This window comes from Pseudoalteromonas sp. CF6-2 (assembly GCF_021729425.1).
GTDB classification, from domain to species: Bacteria; Pseudomonadota; Gammaproteobacteria; order Enterobacterales; family Alteromonadaceae; genus Pseudoalteromonas; species Pseudoalteromonas arabiensis.
Map to the genome: position 1 here is coordinate 2158480 of NZ_CP091442.1, position 15676 is coordinate 2174155.

The window sequence follows — 15676 nt, forward strand, 5'->3', positions numbered from 1 at the left end:
AATATGAATTTAAACCAATGTGTTAACTATCATGATTTTGAAAAACTAGCTAAACAACGCCTACCTAGCCCTATTTATAACTATATTGCGGGGGGTGCCGATGATGAAGTAACCATGCGACGCAACACTGAAGCATTTAATCAATGTGATTTAGTGCCCAATGTACTCAGAGGCGTTCAGCACGTTGACCTTAGCACCGAAGTTATGGGGCAAAAACTTAAACTACCTATTTATTGTTCTCCAACAGCATTGCAACGCTTATATCATCACCAAGGCGAACATGCTGTAGCGGGTGCTGCCGAAAAATTTGGCACCCTATTTGGCGTGTCATCCCTAGGCACCGTATCAATGGAGAAAATAGCAAAAAATTTTGATATTCCTCAAGTTTATCAGTTTTATTTTCATAAAAATCGCGATTTAAACAAAGCAATGATGGACCGTGCAAAAGCCTGTGGTGTTGAAGTCATGATGTTGACTGTTGACTCAATTACAGGTGGAAATAGAGAGCGGGATTTACGCACAGGGTTTTCAATTCCTTTCAGATTAACTATGTCTGGTATGTGGGAGTTTATTCGTAAGCCGAACTGGGCCATAAACTATTTACTGCATGAAAAGTTTTCGCTCCCGCAACTACAAGAGCACATAGATATGAAAGGAAATAGCTCTTCAATCGGTGACTACTTTACCAATATGCTAGACCCTTCAATGAACTGGCAAGATGTTGCAGATATGGTCAAGTATTGGAATGGTCAATTTTGCCTTAAAGGTATTATCAGCGTCGAAGATGCTAAGCGCGCTGTTGAAATAGGCTGCACGGGTATTGTGGTATCAAATCATGGCGGGCGGCAATTAGACGGCTCACGCAGCTCGTTTGATCAACTGGCTGAGATTGTAGATGCGGTTGGCGATGACATTGATGTGTTATTTGACAGCGGTGTGCAACGGGGCTCACACGTACTAAAAGCGTTGTCGATCGGCGCGAAAGCGGTTGGGATTGGTCGAATGTATCTTTATGCACTTGCGGCTGCAGGCCAACCAGGCGTTGAGCGAGTACTTGGTTTGATGCAAAGTGAAATTGAGCGAGATATGAAACTCATGGGCTGTACCAGCATCAGTCAATTACAACGACATCACGTTAAATTTCGACGCTAATCAAACCCTAAATACAACAAGATTTACTCAAAGGAGGTCAATCATGGCCCTTAATTATAAAAAAACATCTTTGTATTTATCAGCGATGATGTGCGCTTGGTCAATACCCGTCGACGCTTTTGCAGCTAATCAATCACACACCCTGCCATTGGAAATTATTGATGTCACCGCGTCTCGATTACCAAGGGAGCTTTACAACACTCCCGCAGCTGTCACACTCGTTGATGGGCAACGTGAATTTCAACTTCAAGAAGCTTTGCAGTTGGATGAAGCTCTGCAATTTGTGCCTGGCGTGTACTTTCAAAACCGCTATAATTTTGCGCAAAATCTACGTATTTCTATTCGTGGCTTTGGTTCTCGCGCCCCGTTCGGTGTAAGAGGAATGCAATTACACGTAGATAATATCCCCTACACTTTACCCGATGGGCAAACTCAAGTAGATGATATTGAATTGAACGGTATAGACCAATTACATGTGACTCGCGGCGCAGCAACCGTCCAATACGGTAACGGCGCAGGTGGTGCAATTAATATCAGTACAAAAAATGGCGAAACATTCAAAGGTGTCACTCTAAACCTTGATGTCGGTAGTGATGACTTATATAAGTTAAACGCACAAGCAGGAACCAGCAACAACACTGGCAGTGCCTATATCAGTGCAAGCCACCTCAACTTTAATGGCTATCGAGAGCAAAGTCAGGTTGAAAAAACCACTTTACGCGGTAAGTTTATTTGGAATATTAATGACAGTAAAACACTCACCGTAATGACATCACTCATGGATATGCCAACATCCGAAGACCCTGGTGGGCTAACAAGAACCCAAGTTAATGAAAATCGACGTCAAGCCACTTTCATGGCCAAACGATTAGACAGTGGACAGCAGGTCGAGCAACAAACCCTAGGTTTAACTTTACGAGATAGTTCGTTCGATAATACCCAGTGGATGGTTAATCTATTTGCAACCCATCGCGATTTTGAACAACAACTGCCATTTCCTGGCAGTAGTTTAATTGCCTACGATCGCTGGTTTTATGGAAGTAGTTTTGAAATAACCCAAGACTTACGAGCAAATAAACGACCGATTCGCCACACATCGGGTATTGAAATACGTAAGCAAGAGGATGACCGGCAACGCTTTGGCGTCTCCCCTAACGCTGAAATAACAGGGCAAACGGTTGATGAACTGCAAGAAGCAAGGTCAATGAGTGCCTTTAGTATTGTAGATTGGCACCTTAACGACGCCGTAATTTTAACCACTGGGGTACGCTATGATGATTTAAAAATGTCAATTAATGCTCACTTAGCGCAAAGTGGTGTTGGTTCAGGTCAACGTAAATATCATGAGTGGAATGGCAATTTAGGGCTTAGCTATCGACTGGGTCTAAGGCATCAATGGTATGCTAATTTAGCCACCTCTTATGAATCACCAACCTTTACAGAGTTTGCCAACCCACAAGGTGCAGGCTTTAACCCATTTTTAAAACCTCAAGATTCTGTAAGCCGTGAGTTAGGTGTTCGAGGCGAGTTGAGTGACATTCAATACGACATCACTTTGTTTGCAACTAAAGTGACCGATGAAATAATTCCCTACGAAATTGACGGCCTCAGGTTTTTCGAAAACGCAGGAAAAACTGACCGAAAAGGCCTCGAGTTAGCTTTAGAGTGGCAACTCAATGAACAATGGCAGTGGCGAAATGCGCTGACATTGGCTCGCTATCAATTCGATAACTTCACTCCACTAAGCGGTGATAATGTAAACGGAAATCGTATGCCTGGCTTACCAAGGCAACAGTGGGTCAGTCAAATTAACTGGCAGTTTAATAAATGGCGAATTGAATTTGAGTCGAGTTATACCGGTCGGTTTTATGCCGAAAATAGTAACGACACACAAATAAAACAAAATTGGCTATTTAACACACGCGCTTCCTACTCGCTATCGCCTTCTGTATCTATAAAAGCGGGGATACGTAACTTATTCTCAAAAGATTATTTTGCAAATGTACGTATTAACGCAAATGCTAATAGAGATGTGAGCCAACGCGGTTACTTTGAGCCAGCACCTGAACGTAATCTATATTTTGGTCTGAGCGCAAAATTCTAAAAGGGTCTCATTTAATAAAAAGGTGGATTATTTAATCCACCTTTTTAAATTTAAACAATTACTTTACGCCTAACTCACGTAAACGCTCTTGTAAGTAGCTGTCGGCTGTGTAGCGCTCAGAGAGAACAACATCAGGGCGCGGGTGTAAGAACAATGGTAACGAAATACGTGATTTCGTAGACCCTTTACCCGTAGGGTTGATCACGCGATGAATCGTCGATGGGAAGTAGCCACCTGACGCTTCTTGTAACATGTCACCAATATTGATGATCAGGTTACCAAAATCACATGGTACGTCTAACCAACCGCCATCTGTTTTTTGGACTTGTAAACCTGGCTCATTCGCCGCAGGTAAAACAGTTAATAAGTTGATGTCACCGTGTGCAGCAGCACGAATTGCGCCTGGCTCTTCATCACCTGTCATTGGTGGGTAGTGAAGAATACGCAGAAGTGTTTGCTCAGAGTTAGCAATCATATCTTTAAGGTCGATAGAGAACTTAGCGCGCACATCTTCTGGTGCTTCAGCTTGAACCCAGCTTAATAATGTCGCTGCAAACTCATTCGCTAAACGGTAGTACTCACGGATTTCTTCTTCTAACTGTGCTGGAACACGGCCTTTTGGATAAACGTGGTAATACTCTTTAATATCTTTAACGGTAAAGCCTTTTGCAACTTCTGACACTGATGGTGGGAAATAACCATCTTGTGTTTCTTTTGAAAATAAAAACTCATGCTTTTGCTCAGAATTAAAGAATTCTTGCCAATTTTTGTAAATAGACTCAACTAATGACTGAGGGATTGGGTGATTTTTTAATACACCGAAACCTGTGTTTCTTAGTGACTCAACAAATTGAGCGGCCGCATCGCTCGCTTTATAATCAACGGTAGGTAAATGTTGCATTGTCTTTTCCAGTGAATAAGGTTCTAGAAGTCTGTGCTAAGCTTAGCATTTCTTCATTATAGCGCTTCGCGAGGATAGAGAAACACAGGTAAAAACATAAGGACTTATGTCCGCTCCTGTTTTGTTAACGCCTTAGTTTTGATACAGATCAACCACTGCAAAAATTTTGGAAAAGTTCAAAAGTAAAAACAAGTTCAACGGGTCTATTCTTAAATATTAAATAAAGGTAGGGTTTATATCATGCGCAAAAAAATAACATTTCATAGCGGTGAGCTAACACTTGCAGGACAACTTGAGTACCCTGCAAACGATGTAAAGTTTTACGCTCTATTTGCTCACTGCTTTACATGTGGAAAAGATATAGCAGCTGCAACCAGAATAAGCCGCGCACTAGTTCAACAAGGAATTGCCGTGTTACGTTTTGACTTTACCGGTTTAGGTAATAGCGATGGTGATTTTGCTAACAGCAATTTCTCCTCCAACATCCAAGACTTGATCGCCGCAGCAGAGCATTTACGTGAAAACTTTAAAGCACCACAGTTACTCATTGGCCATAGCTTGGGAGGTGCTGCAGTGCTTGCAGCCGCTGATAAAATTAATGAAGTACAGGCCATTGTGACTATTGGTGCGCCATCGGATGCTCAGCATGTAAGTCATAACTTTGCAGCCCAAATAGATGAAATTAACAACCAAGGAAAAGCAAAAGTAAACTTGGCAGGTCGTGAATTTACCATTAAAAAGCAATTTTTGGATGACATAGCACAGTATGATCGAAGCCATATCAGTAAATTAAAACGTGCTTTATTAGTGATGCACTCCCCTATCGATACAACCGTTGATATTAGCGAGGCAGAAAAAATTTACGCCTCAGCGAAACATCCTAAAAGCTTTATAAGTTTAGATAACGCCGACCATCTACTCAGCAACAAAGTGGATGCTGATTATGCTGCAGGGGTAATCGCATCATGGGCAACGCGTTATATTGATTATGAAAAAGAAAGTTACACGGCTCAATTATTAAATGGCAGTGTACTTGTTGAAGAAAAAGATCACGTTTTTACCCAATATGTCAGTACAAAAGATCATACTTGGCTTGCTGATGAACCATTAAAGGTAGGGGGTAGTAACTTAGGGCCCGACCCTTACCACCACTTACTTGCAGGCCTTGGCGCTTGCACATCAATGACTCTTAGAATGTACGCTAGCCGCAAAAACTTACCGTTAGAGCATATTAAAGTTGAGCTTAATCATACACGTGACTATCACCAAGATTGCGATGATTGTGAACACAACAATAAGCTAGAAGCAATCACGCGTAAAATTACGCTAGTAGGTGATCTTACGGATGAACAGCGACAACGTTTGCTCGAAATAGCAGATAAGTGCCCCGTGCATAAAACACTTCATAACAATCCATTGGTGATTAGCGAGCTCGTAAATAAATAACCTATTAGCGCGTTAGAAAATAACGCGCTAACTCTACCTAACTGTTTATTCTAAGAAAAGCGTCAGTTGCTTTGTCATCGCTTCAACTAACCATTTCGGCCCGCCATCATACATGTCGTTATGGCGAGAATTAGGAATTACAGTTTGCGTTACAGGATACACAGCTAGCTCCTCACCCGTTAATAACACCCTATCATCCGCTGGGTAATCGCTACCACGTAGCGTAAGCACAGCAATATGTTTGTTTCGGGGTATCAGCATACGTCGATGATCAAGGGTGATAAGCTTAGAAACCTTCGCAGGATAAATAGCGCCATATAATGCTGCAATATCCCCCCCATTTGAGTGACCAAATAAAGTAAGCTGATTAAAGTCATACGCAGGATATCGCTTTGCAAGTTCTGTGGCTAAAAATTCAAGGGTTTGTACACCACGGTGCCAGTTTTCCATGCGTGTGGTCATGTATGGCGGCTCAGGGTTTAAACTCGGGTCGCCTTTTAATTCATGTGCAACTTCAACCGTTAAATAACCATGCTGATGAAAAACTTGCTGGGCAAATTGATAGTCTGTATGTGCCATACCATACCCTGCACCAATAAACGCCACTGGGCACTTTTTCTTTACCGTGCATGTGCTATCGGCTGCTGTGATAGTCACTGGAATATGGCGCGCTCGCTCTGTATCGAACAGCGTCTGTGTTTGATTAGCAAACGCTGTTTGCCCGCTAAGAGTTAAAGCGAGCATTAGCGCCGCCTTTTTAATATCTAACATACTATAACTGCGCTAATTTGAATTCTAAGCTGCGTTTAACCATAGGCCACTCACCATCAATAATTGAAAACACCACGGTATCACGAACGCACCCATCGGCCATAATTTGGTGATTACGTAGAACCCCATCTTGTTTCGCTCCCAAGCGAGCAATGGCATTGCGCGAAGCCTGATTATGCCAGTGGGTACGAAACTCAACGGCAATCACACTAAGTGTTTCAAATGCATAAGTCAGCAGCAGTTTTTTACATTCAGTATTAACCCCAGTACGCTGAAAACGCTTGGCATACCAAGTATAGCCAATTTCTAAGCGTCGGTTTTTACTATCAATATTGCAAAAACGGGTTGAGCCTATCACGGTGCCTGTGTGTTTATCGATGGCAGCAAATGGTAATGCGCGACCAAGTGACTGTTGTTCAAACGCCATACTTAAGTAATCGTCAACACGTTCTTCATTGGGCACCGAGGTAAACCAAAGCTCCCAAAGCTTTCCATCCGTAGCAGCGCTTACCAAAGCATCGCGATGCTCACTTGTTAACGGCACTAATTTAACAAATTGCCCTTCCAAGGTGATAGGACTTAAATTCATCATCTTACTTAACCCTCTTAGTAATAAAGCTTAATCCACCAGCTCTATATCGAGCCCAGCGAGCAAGTCCAAAGCGGCATAACGTTCAAATTTGGCTTTACTGATATTGTTAGCAGTTATATCAATGGCAAAGTGACTAGCACCTATAAAATTAGCTTTGCTGAGATTAGTTTGTTGAAACAAGCTGTCACGAAAATCCGTATCAGTAAAATCAGCAGATGTTAAATCTGCATGTCTAAAATCAACATCTTTGGCAAAACAGCTGCGCATTTTTAAAGCCTTTAAACTCAGTTCAAAAAAGCTGCTGTAGCTAAGTTCACAACTAATAAAACTCACTGGAGCACGGCTGGCAAGTAGCGGCCAATCAACATCAGTAAAGCGCACACTGGTTAATTTACACTCTTTAAAGCTGACCTCTTCGAGTGAGGTGTATCTAAGACCAAGCGCAGCTAAATTGCAGTTTTTGAACTCACACTCTATAAATCGGCAATTTTCAAACTGGCTACTGCTAAAGTCACAGTCAATAAATTCACATTGCTCAAACTCACAATGTGAAAACGTTTGGCCCGCTAAATTAACCTCAAAGGTGTGTTCAAAATAAAGTGAATGACTTTTGATCACGCGCTCATCTCAATATCTTTTTTAAGCACCAGTACAGCAATAAAAATTAGGCCAAATAACGACATATAAGCTAAAAGCCCACCGATTATAGCGACGATTACAGGTGTTGTCGTTTTACGTTTACCTAAGTAATAGCTAATAACGGCAAAAAACGGGATTAAAATCAAAATGAAAAAACCGATGAAGCTTCCACTTACACTCATGCCCACTCCTTGAAGAACATATTTATAAACATTTAAGCACAAAAAAACCCTAAGGCATACACCTTAGGGTTTTCATTAAACCTTATAATTCAGTTTATTATGAATTATTCAGCGTCTTTCGCTACAACTTCAATGGCAAGCTCAGTTAATGCATCTGCATTTGTTTTGCTTGGTGCATCTGTTAATAAACATGATGCTTGAGTTGTTTTAGGGAAGGCAATAACGTCACGAATGTTATCAGTACCGCATAACAGCATAACTAAACGGTCAAGACCAAACGCAAGACCTGCGTGCGGTGGTGTACCGTATTTAAGTGCGTCCAATAAGAAACCAAACTTGTCTTGTTGCTCTTGCGCTTCGATACCTAAGATTCTGAATGCTGTTTCTTGCATATCTGCATTGTGAATACGTACCGAACCACCACCAACTTCGTAGCCGTTTAAGACCATGTCATATGCATCTGATAATGCACCTGCTGGGTTTGCTTCAAGCTCTTGGGCAGAAATACCTTTTGGTGCAGTGAATGGGTGGTGAACCGCATGCAATGTACCTTCGTCTTCTTCGAACATTGGGAAATCAACAACCCATAAAGGTTTCCAGCTACCTAGATCAGTGATGCCTAAATCAACACCAATCTTAAGACGTAGTGCACCCATTGCTTCGTTTACAACATTACGCTTGTCAGCACCGAATAAAATGATATCGCCAGATTGTGCGTTCGTACGCTCAAGTAACTGGTTAATCACCTCTTCGTTTAAGAACTTAGCGATTGGTGATTGCACGCCTTCAACGCCCGCAGCACGATCGTTAACTTTCATCCATGCTAGGCCTTTCGCGCCATAGATTCCGATGAATTTAGTGTAGTCGTCGATTTGTTTACGAGAAAGCTCAGCACCGCCTGGTACAGTTAATACAGCAACACGGCCTTTCTCGTCATTAGCAGGACCAGAGAATACTTTGAACTCAACGTCTTTTACTAAATCAGCAACGTCTACAAGTTGCATTGGGTTACGTAGGTCCGGTTTATCAGAACCATATAAACGCATTGCTTCGCTGTAAGGCATAACTGGGAAGTCGCCTAAATCAACGTCTAATAATGACTGCCACATTTCGCGGATCATTTTCTCAGTCATTGCACGCACTTCGTCAGAGCTCATGAATGACGTCTCTAAATCGATTTGCGTGAATTCTGGCTGACGGTCAGCACGTAAGTCTTCATCACGGAAACATTTAACAATTTGATAGTAACGATCGAAGCCCGACATCATTAATAATTGTTTAAATAATTGTGGCGACTGAGGTAAAGCGTAGAAGCTACCTTTGTGAACACGGCTAGGTACTAAGTAGTCACGCGCACCTTCCGGTGTTGCTTTTGTCAGTACCGGTGTTTCAATGTCTAAGAAACCGTTGTCATCTAAGAAACGACGCACAAAGCTGCTCGCTTTTGCACGAAGTTTAATACGGTCGCTCATTTCAAGACGACGTAAATCTAGGTAACGGTATTTTAAACGGCGCTCTTCAGAGTTTTGCTGATTAAAATCAAGTGGTAATGGCTCTGAGCGGTTGATGATAGTTAAGCTTGTGCCTAAAATTTCAACTTCACCTGTTGCCATGTCTTTATTTACTTGGCTATCAGGGCGTGCGCGAACAACACCTTTTAACTGCACACAAAACTCTTGACGTAGTTTATTCGCAGTATCCATTAATCCTTCTACTTCAGGATCAAAAACAACTTGTACTAAACCTTCTCTGTCACGTAAATCGACGAAAATAAGGCCACCAAGGTCACGGCGTTTGTTGATCCAACCACATAGTTCAACTTCTTGATCTACGTGAGATTTATTTAGCTGTCCGCAATATATAGAGCGCATAGTATTCCTGTCAGTTAAAGACTTATAGCCGCCTGCTCTTAAGAGTTCGCTATTTTGAGAGCAAAAGCCACTATACAAAGTAATCATTTAAGGCAGAGTATTATACCCAAACCATCGTAAAATGCGAGTGCCAGCAGTGCCTGTCAGGGGCTAAATATACGTCCCGACTTCTGAGTAAACACTTCTTTTGGTACACTAGCCCGAATTTAAATTTATTGGTTGATTTAATGCTGTACTTAGGTTGTCCGCAGTGGTCTAGCACCGCATGGAAAGGAAACTTACTCTCTAGTCACTGTAAAAGCGCCGACATGCTCAGTGAGTATGCGCAATGCTTTAATTCAGTCGAGGGTAATACCAGTTTTTATGCTGACCCAAGTCACGAGTCATTGTTACGCTGGCATGATGCAGTACCCGAAGACTTTAAATTTACTTTTAAGTTTCATCGGCGATTTAGTCACGAATTACAACTGACTAATGTAAATAGTGAGTTGAACGCATGGTTAAGCTTATTTGAGCCAATTTTTGCCAAAACAGGGCAAATTATGTTGCAGTTACCCAGTGCTTTTGGCCCGAATGCCCTGCCACTACTGACTAACTTTATTGCCCTGTTACCAAAACAGCTTAATTACGGCGTAGAAGTTCGTCACCCTGCCTTTTTCCAAAAAGGAGATGCTGAAATTCGTTTAAATCAGCTATTAATTGAAAATAATATAGACCGCATAAGCATGGATACTCGCGCTTTATTTGCTGTACCCGCCGATACCGATGCACTCATTGATGCGCAAAAGAAAAAGCCTCATTTACCTGTGCATGCAATCGCTACAAACAATAACCCACTGGTGCGTTTTGTTATTGCAAGCTTAGAGCACGAATACAAATCCTATTACCAACCTTGGCTAAAAAAAATAAACCAGTGGCTCGAAGAAGGTAAATCACCTTATGTATTTTTTCATACCGCAGATAATCGCCAGTCGCCACTTTTAGCAAGACAGTTTTGCCAAGATTTAGGTTACAATCACCCCGTGCTTGCGCCTTTTATAGGTGAACGCGAAGCAAGCCAAAGCAGTTTATTTTAATCTCAGAGTGCATATGAAAGATTACAGCCGTTATTTTCAAGGTTACCCACCCCATATTATTGAGCAAGTGTTACAACTATTTAATGGCAACAAAGCTGCAAACTACCTCAAGGGCAAATACCCTGATGCACATAGTATTACCAGCGACACAGCCTTATACAGTTACGCCACTGAGCTAAAAAAGCGTTATCTTAAAAACGCCCTACCTTTTAGCCGTGCCGCGTTCAAAAAACAAGGCGATATGGTCACTAATGCGTTAGGTACCCATACTTTTCGTATGCAAGGTAAAACCCGTAAACACGACCTAGCAATTAATAGCGATTTACTTCGCGCACCTGAGCCACTTCTCAAGGCACTCGTCGTACATGAACTGGCTCATTTTAAAGAAAAAGACCACAACAAAGCGTTTTATCAACTTTGTTGCCACATGGAGCCGCAATACCATCAACTAGAACTGGATTTAAGAATATTCAGCGTATTAGTAGGTGAAGGAAAAAATCCTTACTAGAGTGTTAAGCTTAAGTAAAATCGGCAGCACTTTATTCAACTTCAAACCTTATTTGACCAATTAGTTGCCCTGATTCTGTAACCACCTTAACTATCCATTTGCCAGATGAATCTGCTGGGAAATTCGTTTTATGACTCCATGCCCTATAACCCTTTTCTCGTCCACCCGATATTTCTAATGGAATACGCTCAACTTCTTTACGATTATGCACCCATACATGGTAAATTTTTTCATTCAAGCCTCGCGGGGCTTTAACAGCGCTAAAGCTATATAGACCTTTTTGATGTAAAGCATGCTCGGTTAATTTTTGAATCGGCTCTATTGGCTTACGGGCTTGTTCGTCAAGCTGATACGACATGCTCATATCGGTTAAGCGCAGTGCCGCGGGCGGCACAAAGCTACGTAACTGCCACAAACCTGCACTGAGCGCTCCTAATAGCAAGACAAGTAATGGAAAACGCCACCATTTTGCATTAGGCATTAAGTTACCTAAGCTTGGTATGGTAAAGATGACAGCTGTAATGAGCGCAATTTCAAAGCTCTGGCTGGTGGTAAGTTGGAATAAAATAGGTAAAGTAACTGAGATTACAACAAATAACGAAAAGTTATGAAAAACAGTAAATAACACACTGTGTTTAGCGAGTTTTTTATAATAAAGCGGATCGACAACAGAGATAAATGCGCACAGTGCAATTAAACCAGTGAATGCAGCCTGAGGGTGATCCCACGTTGTCACCGCTAAAAAAAACGGTAGTGCAAAAAACAAACTCTCTTGCTGCACAACCTGTAATGCAAAACGCATAAAATTGGGAGACACAGCCAAACCAAATTGCTGTTCAACTTTATCCCGTAACCAGTTATCTAGAATTAACCAAACCCAGCTTACAAGTAAAAGTATAGAAATAACTTGCGAGAATGACTCTTTTCGCTCAACGAATATAAAGCTTGCAACCCCACTGCAAAAAGCCAACACTGCCATCAGACCTGGGCGCTTTTGCATTGCTATGACAAATTTTGTTATAAAGTCTTTTAAGTAATTCATGCAATCATAAAATCCGTTTAAGAGTATGTGATTAAAGCATAAATTGGATGAATGTAGGCTTTAAAAACGAGCTTTTAGTTCAATGCAGTTAGACATTTAGATGAAGCTAACAAGCATTAAGTATTATTTTCAAAAAGGAACAAATGGAATGTTATATAGGATCTTGATAATGCTTTTATTACTCTCTAAGTGTATAACTGCAAATGCATTTGAAGATTATAGTTTTTTTAATGGTGAATGGAATTGCAAAATGAAATCAGTATTACCAGACGATGCAATACTAGAAGTTGATAGCCACATAACCACTTCAATCGAAGATTTAAACTCATACGCAAGAAGCTTTTTTAAAATTTACTTCAAACAAAACCCTAATTTGGCCTCTATTATTTCTGTAGAATCCTCAGAAAAAATGGATTTTGAGGGTGATATCATGATCAGCTTTGATTCTCATACCCATAAAACAAAACTAATCAAAGATGATCTAAATTTATTTTCACCAGAGTCTGTGAAAAGCTTTACTCGAGGGCCTTCAGTGACAGTTAAATCAAAAATCAAAAAAATAGACGATGAGACTATTACGTTAATTGGGATCCCAGACAAAGATGTTATCAATTGCTCTAAAACACAAAAAAGCGCGGTCTAGACCGCGCCTCTATTTTACCTGACAGCTGAAAGCTAAAGTCGTTGAGTTACAGCCCTAACTCTGCCATAAAATCATCATCTGCGTCATCAACTTGTGATGATGCTTTTTGCTTTTCAGCTTTTTGTTTGGCTTCGTTTTCGATGATGTCGTCAGGGTCAACGGCTTCTGAAATATCAAAGTCATGTAGTTTGATGAATTCTGTTTTATCCATCGCTAGTTCTAGATAGAAAATATTTTGCTTCGCTGTGGTGAATGTTACACGGCGAGCTTGTGGTCTATCCATGGTGGTATCAACGGAGATTTGCACCTGCTTGTTAATCGCCATCATTTTAGGTTGGTTTTGAGTGATTGATGTATGCAGCTGCTCTCTTACCTTAGAGGTAAAGTCGCCCACAATTTGGTTCATCAGCTCACCTAATACATTAGCAACATCATCTGATAAATGGCTTTGCGCAATTTCATCTTCTGGCATCCCCATATTACGCATATAGTCATGGTAGATTTCCATAGCTGCTTGCGCTGTGAAATTAGTAACAACTAGGCCTGTAAAGCCACCATCGAACAATACAAAACAGCCAATATCTGGGCGCATACAGGTACGGGTAATTTTTTGCACCATCGCAGAATAACTAATATTGTTACCACTTGCTGATGACAATACGCCGGTTACTGAATGACACAGAGTTGATAAGATATCTTCGGTACTGATCACTTTGCTTTTAGTCATTAAACTTCTCTTTTTTGTACTTGTTATTGATAATTCTAGCCAAGCTACTGAATTTATCACTGACTATCCAGTTAAAAATGCTAAAATAGCGGTATTATTTTTTAAAGAGACTGTTCACGTGACGCAAAAAGACAGTATTTATGCCACTGAGCAAGCGGTTAAAGACTTTAGCTTTGACCAACATGTAGTAGAAGTTTTCCCTGATATGATCCAGCGCTCGGTGCCAGGCTATGCCACCATAGTAAGCACCATGGGTAAGCTGGCTGGCGAGTACGCGCAAAGCAATTCAAACCTATACGACTTAGGCTGTTCACTTGGTGCAGTAACGTTAAGTATGCGCCGTAATATTCGCACCGATAACTGTAACATCATTGCGGTCGATAACTCACAAGCGATGGTTGAACGCTGTAAATTACATTTACAAGGTTTTCGCTCTGACGTGCCGGTCACAGTCACGCTGGGTGATATAAACGATTTAGTAATCGAGAATGCCTCTGTGGTAGCGATGAACTTTACTCTACAGTTTATACCGCCTGAAAAACGCCACGCGGTGCTTGAAAAGATTTACGCAAATTTAAAACCTGGCGGCGTTTTGCTGCTTAGCGAAAAAATTAAAGGTGAAGATGAGCAATGCGATAATTTGCTCATTGATTTACACCATGATTTTAAGCGTCATAACGGCTACTCGGAGCTTGAGATCAGCCAAAAGCGTACGGCTATCGAAAACGTCATGCGCCCTGATCATTTATCTACCCACTTAAACCGATTAAGTGAAATTGGTTTTAGCCAAACGCAAGTGTGGTATCAATGTTTTAACTTCTGCTCGATGATTGCAATCAAGTAATCATCACAACGATATAAAAGAGTATTTCATGTCTCAATGGTTTAACCAATTTTACGCTGCGATTGCACAAAGCCCGCTTAGTCACTGGCTCGAAACTTTGCCAGGTCAATTAAAGCACTGGGAACTAGAAGCCAGCCACGGCGATTTACCTAAATGGCAAAAAGTGCTGAAAAACTTACCTGAAGTAAGCACCAACCATGTAAACCTTCAGAATAAAGTACAAATTGGCACCGGTGACGAGCTATCTGAAGGTCAGCAAAAACAGTTAACGCATTTATTAAAGCGCATGATGCCATGGCGTAAAGGGCCATTTAGCTTACACGGTATTGAGATTGATACTGAGTGGCGCAGTGATTGGAAATGGGATCGTTTACTGCCGCATATCGAACCGTTAAAAGGCCGCACTGTGCTTGATATTGGTTGTGGCTCGGGTTACCACTTATGGCGCATGCGCGGTGAAGGCGCAAATTTTGTGGTGGGTATTGATCCATCCGATTTATTCTTATGCCAATTCCAAGCAATTAAACACTATCACCAAGATGAAAACGTGCATTTACTGCCGCTAGGTGTAGAGGCTCTGCCTGAACTAAAAGCATTCGATACCGTGTTTTCGATGGGTGTTTTATATCACCGCCGCTCACCTATCGACTTTTTAGCGCAGTTAAAAGCGCAGCTTCGCCCAGGTGGTGAGCTGGTACTTGAAACCTTGGTTGTTGAAGGTGATGAGCATAGAGTCTTAGTGCCAACCGACCGTTATGCCAAAATGCGTAATGTGTGGTTTATTCCAAGCACCGCGGCATTAAAACTATGGATGGAGCGTGTTGGCTTTAAAGATGTACAAGTTAAAGACTGCGCAATCACAACGCTTGAAGAACAACGTAAAACCGAGTGGATGGAAAACGAATCACTCATCGACTTTTTAGATCCAAATGACACCAGCAAAACCATCGAAGGTTACCCTGCCCCTCTTCGCGCTATTTTAACCGCGAAAGCTTAAGCCAAATTTGGCTCTCGGTTTTAGGCTCTGAACAAACCAAGAGCCTAAAACCCAGTAGCTAATTCCTTTTTTAGCGGACAACTGTCCTTGTCAAGTCGGTTAAAGTGATTTTTCAACTAGCCGCGCCAGTGCAATTGTTGTAAAATACGCGCGTTTCTAAGCAACCCACATGCAACTTTTT

At 41.5% G+C, this 15676-nt stretch carries 16 protein-coding genes; 8 read left to right on the forward strand and 8 right to left on the reverse strand.

Annotated elements, in window-relative coordinates:
- The first annotated feature begins 3 nt into the window (after positions 1-3).
- Positions 4-1152 (forward strand): alpha-hydroxy acid oxidase, encoded by a 1149-nt coding sequence (locus L3Q70_RS10005; RefSeq protein ID WP_237114202.1) that lies wholly within the window; start codon positions 4-6, stop codon positions 1150-1152.
- 43 nt (positions 1153-1195) lie between these two features.
- A complete protein-coding gene (locus L3Q70_RS10010) occupies positions 1196-3256 on the forward strand; it encodes a TonB-dependent receptor (protein WP_237114203.1) in 2061 nt (686 codons plus the stop codon).
- A gap of 58 nt (positions 3257-3314) precedes the next feature.
- Here the strand turns inward: L3Q70_RS10010 and L3Q70_RS10015 are convergent, their stop codons facing one another.
- Positions 3315-4157, reverse strand: coding sequence for an isopenicillin N synthase family oxygenase (locus L3Q70_RS10015; protein ID WP_193987473.1), 843 nt, complete (start codon positions 4155-4157; stop codon positions 3315-3317).
- 240 nt (positions 4158-4397) lie between these two features.
- On the opposite strand from L3Q70_RS10015, the gene L3Q70_RS10020 reads away from it, so the two are divergent.
- Entirely contained in the window at positions 4398-5603 is a 1206-nt protein-coding gene (locus tag L3Q70_RS10020) for a bifunctional alpha/beta hydrolase/OsmC family protein (protein WP_193987474.1), read from the forward strand.
- A 45-nt stretch (positions 5604-5648) separates the two neighbouring features.
- Here the strand turns inward: L3Q70_RS10020 and L3Q70_RS10025 are convergent, their stop codons facing one another.
- The 5 genes from L3Q70_RS10025 to aspS all read right to left on the reverse strand — a co-directional run bounded on the left by L3Q70_RS10025 (position 5649) and on the right by aspS (position 9658).
- Positions 5649-6374, reverse strand: a complete 726-nt coding sequence (locus L3Q70_RS10025) for an alpha/beta hydrolase (protein WP_193987475.1) — start codon at positions 6372-6374, stop codon at positions 5649-5651.
- Between the two features lies 1 nt (position 6375).
- Positions 6376-6966, reverse strand: coding sequence for a GNAT family protein (locus L3Q70_RS10030; RefSeq protein WP_237114204.1), 591 nt, complete (start codon positions 6964-6966; stop codon positions 6376-6378).
- A gap of 27 nt (positions 6967-6993) precedes the next feature.
- The gene (locus L3Q70_RS10035) at positions 6994-7581 is read right to left on the reverse strand and encodes a pentapeptide repeat-containing protein (protein WP_237115260.1); all 588 of its coding nucleotides are present in this window, start codon (positions 7579-7581) and stop codon (positions 6994-6996) included.
- Positions 7581-7787, reverse strand: coding sequence for a hypothetical protein (locus tag L3Q70_RS10040; RefSeq protein WP_237114205.1), 207 nt, complete (start codon positions 7785-7787; stop codon positions 7581-7583). Before L3Q70_RS10040 ends, L3Q70_RS10035 begins: the two co-directional genes overlap by 1 nt.
- A 104-nt stretch (positions 7788-7891) precedes the next feature.
- Positions 7892-9658 (reverse strand): aspartate--tRNA ligase, encoded by a 1767-nt coding sequence (gene aspS, locus L3Q70_RS10045; RefSeq protein WP_237114206.1) that lies wholly within the window; start codon positions 9656-9658, stop codon positions 7892-7894.
- A gap of 227 nt (positions 9659-9885) precedes the next feature.
- Here aspS and L3Q70_RS10050 point away from each other — a divergent pair, with 227 nt between their 5' ends.
- Complete coding sequence (locus L3Q70_RS10050) at positions 9886-10734, forward strand: DUF72 domain-containing protein (RefSeq protein WP_062569374.1); 849 nt, start codon at positions 9886-9888, stop codon at positions 10732-10734.
- A gap of 13 nt (positions 10735-10747) precedes the next feature.
- A complete protein-coding gene (locus L3Q70_RS10055; protein WP_062569375.1) occupies positions 10748-11242 on the forward strand; it encodes a YgjP-like metallopeptidase domain-containing protein in 495 nt (164 codons plus the stop codon).
- A gap of 31 nt (positions 11243-11273) precedes the next feature.
- Here the strand turns inward: L3Q70_RS10055 and L3Q70_RS10060 are convergent, their stop codons facing one another.
- On the reverse strand, positions 11274-12284 hold the full coding sequence (locus L3Q70_RS10060; protein ID WP_062569376.1) for a DUF5924 family protein: 1011 nt from the start codon (positions 12282-12284) through the stop codon (positions 11274-11276).
- Between the two features lie 169 nt (positions 12285-12453).
- Here L3Q70_RS10060 and L3Q70_RS10065 point away from each other — a divergent pair, with 169 nt between their 5' ends.
- A complete protein-coding gene (locus L3Q70_RS10065; RefSeq protein ID WP_237114207.1) occupies positions 12454-12927 on the forward strand; it encodes a hypothetical protein in 474 nt (157 codons plus the stop codon).
- Positions 12928-12973: 46 nt separating this feature from the next.
- Here the strand turns inward: L3Q70_RS10065 and L3Q70_RS10070 are convergent, their stop codons facing one another.
- Positions 12974-13654, reverse strand: coding sequence for a DUF3334 family protein (locus L3Q70_RS10070; protein WP_062569379.1), 681 nt, complete (start codon positions 13652-13654; stop codon positions 12974-12976).
- Between the two features lie 118 nt (positions 13655-13772).
- Here L3Q70_RS10070 and cmoA point away from each other — a divergent pair, with 118 nt between their 5' ends.
- Together cmoA and cmoB are read left to right on the forward strand one after the other, a co-directional pair.
- Positions 13773-14498, forward strand: a complete 726-nt coding sequence (gene cmoA, locus L3Q70_RS10075; RefSeq protein ID WP_062569419.1) for a carboxy-S-adenosyl-L-methionine synthase CmoA — start codon at positions 13773-13775, stop codon at positions 14496-14498.
- Between the two features lie 28 nt (positions 14499-14526).
- On the forward strand, positions 14527-15495 hold the full coding sequence (gene cmoB, locus L3Q70_RS10080) for a tRNA 5-methoxyuridine(34)/uridine 5-oxyacetic acid(34) synthase CmoB (RefSeq protein ID WP_237114208.1): 969 nt from the start codon (positions 14527-14529) through the stop codon (positions 15493-15495).
- Positions 15496-15676 lie beyond the last annotated feature (181 nt).

What these genes read in the sequence shown, in the direction of transcription:
- L3Q70_RS10005 (WP_237114202.1), top strand. Translation starts at nt 4, where the DNA reads ATGAATTTAAACCAATGTGTTAACTATCATGATTTTGAAAAACTAGCT.
- L3Q70_RS10010 (WP_237114203.1), top strand. Translation starts at nt 1,196, where the DNA reads ATGGCCCTTAATTATAAAAAAACATCTTTGTATTTATCAGCGATGATG.
- L3Q70_RS10015 (WP_193987473.1), bottom strand. Translation starts at nt 4,157, where the DNA reads ATGCAACATTTACCTACCGTTGATTATAAAGCGAGCGATGCGGCCGCT.
- L3Q70_RS10020 (WP_193987474.1), top strand. Translation starts at nt 4,398, where the DNA reads ATGCGCAAAAAAATAACATTTCATAGCGGTGAGCTAACACTTGCAGGA.
- L3Q70_RS10025 (WP_193987475.1), bottom strand. Translation starts at nt 6,374, where the DNA reads ATGTTAGATATTAAAAAGGCGGCGCTAATGCTCGCTTTAACTCTTAGC.
- L3Q70_RS10030 (WP_237114204.1), bottom strand. Translation starts at nt 6,966, where the DNA reads ATGATGAATTTAAGTCCTATCACCTTGGAAGGGCAATTTGTTAAATTA.
- L3Q70_RS10040 (WP_237114205.1), bottom strand. Translation starts at nt 7,787, where the DNA reads ATGAGTGTAAGTGGAAGCTTCATCGGTTTTTTCATTTTGATTTTAATC.
- aspS (WP_237114206.1), bottom strand. Translation starts at nt 9,658, where the DNA reads ATGCGCTCTATATATTGCGGACAGCTAAATAAATCTCACGTAGATCAA.
- L3Q70_RS10050 (WP_062569374.1), top strand. Translation starts at nt 9,886, where the DNA reads ATGCTGTACTTAGGTTGTCCGCAGTGGTCTAGCACCGCATGGAAAGGA.
- L3Q70_RS10055 (WP_062569375.1), top strand. Translation starts at nt 10,748, where the DNA reads ATGAAAGATTACAGCCGTTATTTTCAAGGTTACCCACCCCATATTATT.
- L3Q70_RS10060 (WP_062569376.1), bottom strand. Translation starts at nt 12,284, where the DNA reads ATGAATTACTTAAAAGACTTTATAACAAAATTTGTCATAGCAATGCAA.
- L3Q70_RS10065 (WP_237114207.1), top strand. Translation starts at nt 12,454, where the DNA reads ATGCTTTTATTACTCTCTAAGTGTATAACTGCAAATGCATTTGAAGAT.
- L3Q70_RS10070 (WP_062569379.1), bottom strand. Translation starts at nt 13,654, where the DNA reads ATGACTAAAAGCAAAGTGATCAGTACCGAAGATATCTTATCAACTCTG.
- cmoB (WP_237114208.1), top strand. Translation starts at nt 14,527, where the DNA reads ATGTCTCAATGGTTTAACCAATTTTACGCTGCGATTGCACAAAGCCCG.